Annotated in this window: 3 protein-coding genes and 1 pseudogene; 2 read left to right on the top strand and 2 right to left on the bottom strand. The window is 68.7% G+C overall.

What is annotated here, in order from left to right; translation table 11 throughout:
• Positions 1–89 precede the first annotated feature (89 nt).
• A complete protein-coding gene (gene tyrS, locus AX709_RS12450; protein ID WP_066549663.1) occupies positions 90–1319 on the top strand; it encodes a tyrosine--tRNA ligase in 1230 nt (409 codons plus the stop codon).
• A 115-nt stretch (positions 1320–1434) separates the two neighbouring features.
• On the top strand, positions 1435–1755 hold the full coding sequence (locus AX709_RS12445) for a PilZ domain-containing protein (protein WP_066478059.1): 321 nt from the start codon (positions 1435–1437) through the stop codon (positions 1753–1755).
• An 8-nt stretch (positions 1756–1763) separates the two neighbouring features.
• On the opposite strand, the gene AX709_RS12440 is transcribed toward AX709_RS12445, so the two are convergent.
• Entirely contained in the window at positions 1764–2207 is a 444-nt protein-coding gene (locus AX709_RS12440; RefSeq protein ID WP_066549661.1) for a DMT family transporter, read from the bottom strand.
• A gap of 21 nt (positions 2208–2228) precedes the next feature.
• A pseudogene (locus AX709_RS12435) lies at positions 2229–2563 on the bottom strand (ATP-dependent DNA helicase RecG); the annotation flags it as partial.

Here is a 2563-nt window from a genome sequence, read left to right as displayed (position 1 = left end):
CCCCGACAGTGTCAACCCAGTGTCAACTTCCGCCGCGCCGCCACGCGCCGCATGACACCCGCCCCCGGCTTCGCTATGGGCGCGCAACCATGACTGACGCCTCCTCCGACCTCGTCCGGCTGCTCACCTCGCGCGGCTATGTCCATCAGATGACCGACGCGGCGGCGCTCGACGCGCTCGCCGCGAAACAGGTCGTGCCCGGCTATATCGGTTTCGATCCCACCGCGCCGTCGCTCCACGTCGGCAGCCTGGTTCAGATCATGCTGCTGCGCCGGCTCCAGCAATCGGGGCACAAGCCGATCGTGCTGATGGGCGGCGGCACCGGCAAGGTCGGCGATCCCAGCTTCAAGGACGAAGCACGCAAGCTGATGACGGCGGAGACGATCGCGGCGAACATCGCGTCGATCCGCACCGTGTTCGAACGCTTTCTGACCTTCGGGGATGGCCCGACCGACGCGGTGCTGCTCGACAATGCCGAATGGCTCGATCGGCTGGAATATATCCCGTTCCTGCGCGACATCGGCCAGCATTTCTCGGTCAACCGGATGCTCAGCTTCGATTCGGTCAAGCTCAGGCTCGATCGCGAACAATCGCTCAGCTTCCTCGAATTCAACTACATGATCCTTCAGGCCTATGACTTTCTGGAACTGAACCGCCGCTTCGGCTGCCGGCTGCAACTGGGCGGGTCGGATCAGTGGGGCAATATCGTCAACGGCATCGAACTCACCCGCCGCGTGGCGGGCGCAGAGGTCTATGGCGTCACCACCCCGCTCATCACCACGGCGGACGGCGGCAAGATGGGCAAGACCATGTCGGGCGCAGTGTGGCTGAACGAGGGCGCGTTGCCCGCCTATGATTACTGGCAATTCTGGCGCAACACCGACGACCGCGATGTCGGCCGCTTCCTGCGCCTGTTCACCGACCTGCCCCTGGACGAGATCGCCCGGCTGGAGGCGCTGGAAGGCGCGGAGATCAACGAGGCGAAGAAGGTGCTGGCCAATGCGGCCACCGCCATGTGCCGCGGCCGCGACGCCGCCGAAGCAGCCGCGGAAACCGCGCGCCGGACCTTTGAGGAGGGCGCGGCGGGCGGTGCGCTGCCCGTGCTTGCGGTGGCGGGGGGCCGGATCGCGCTGGTCGACGCGCTGGTCGGGCTGGGCTTTGCCGCGTCGAAGGGCGAGGCCCGCCGGCTGATCAAGGGCGGCGGCGCGCGGGTCGAGGGGGAGAAGGTGGCCGATGAGGCCGCGACCGTCGCGGTCGCGGGCGAGGTGCGCGTCTCGGCGGGCAAGAAGCATCACGGGCTGTTGCGGCCGGCGGGGTGAGGGTTTCGGCTGGTCGCATGCGGGTGCGATTCACCGCTTGCTAACCCTGTTCATTGCGGCGCTGTTCACGCCTGTCGCCCTAGCCTGGTGCTCAGCCTGTTAAGGGAATTCACGCATGGCGATGCGAGCGACCAATCTGGCCATTGTCGACCAGCGCGCCGTCGAACGCGACGAGGTGCATTACCGCGCCCGCGCCTTCGGCCCCGATGCGCGGCCGATCAACCTGCTTGTCGTCAACATCTCGCCCCACGGCCTGATGGCGCGGTGCGAGGACGAATACGCCCCCGGCACCCGCATCCGCATCAACATGCCGGTGATCGGCGTGACCGTGGCGGAGGTGCGCTGGTGGCTCGGCGGGCGGATGGGCTGTCAGTTCGAACAGCCGATCGACCGCGCCAGCTATTACGAACTGCTCGCCGGCCTGCTCCGCCGCTGATCCCTGGATCAGCCCCGGCGCAGCATCAGCGCGACGCCCGCCAGCAGCAGCACCAATCCCGCCAGCCGCACCGGCGTGACCGGTGAACGGGCAAGCCCCAGCAGCCCGAACTGGTCGATGACCAGCGCCGCGGTCAGCTGCGTCCCGATCGCCAGCGTCAGCATCGTCGCCAGCCCCAGCCGCGGTGCCGCATAGGCGGCGGCGCTGACGAACACCGCGCCGTACAGCCCGCCCAGCCACGACCACCACGGCACCTGGCGCAGTCCCACAATCGACCCCCGGTCGCTGAACGCCCACACGACCAGCAGGACCGCGGTGCCCACCGCGAACGAAATCAGCGCCGCCAGCAGCACCGATCCCGACGCCCGCGCCAGCACCGCGTTGGTCGGCGGCTGGATCGCGATGCCGATGCCGGCGATCAGCGTCATCAGGATGGGCAGAAGCAATTGCATGGCCCTGCGCTACGCCAGGGATCAGCCCGACCGCAACAGCGCGACCGCCGAATCCCGCTCGAACAGGTACAAGGCGATTCTTGCCGCCGCCCCGCGCGCACCTTCAAGCCCGCCGTCGCGGTCGATCAGCAACCGCGCGTCCCCGGTCGCCGGCGGCAGCAGCTCCGCCAGCATCTCGGGCGTCGCCAGCCGATACTGCGCCTCCCCCGACTGCCGCGTGCCCAGCAACTCGCCTGCCCCGCGCAGCCGCAGATCCTCCTCGGCGATGCGAAAGCCGTCATTGGTCTCCCGCATCAGCGCTAGGCGCGCCCGCGACGTCTCGCTCAGCGCCTTGCCGCGCAGCAGCACGCACACCG

The sequence above is a fragment of the Sphingomonas sp. CCH15-F11 genome (assembly GCF_001557005.1).
In the GTDB taxonomy this organism is placed as follows: Bacteria; Pseudomonadota; Alphaproteobacteria; order Sphingomonadales; family Sphingomonadaceae; genus Sphingomonas.
Note: the sequence above shows the minus strand (reverse complement) of the source record. Positions and strands in the feature narration are given on the sequence as shown.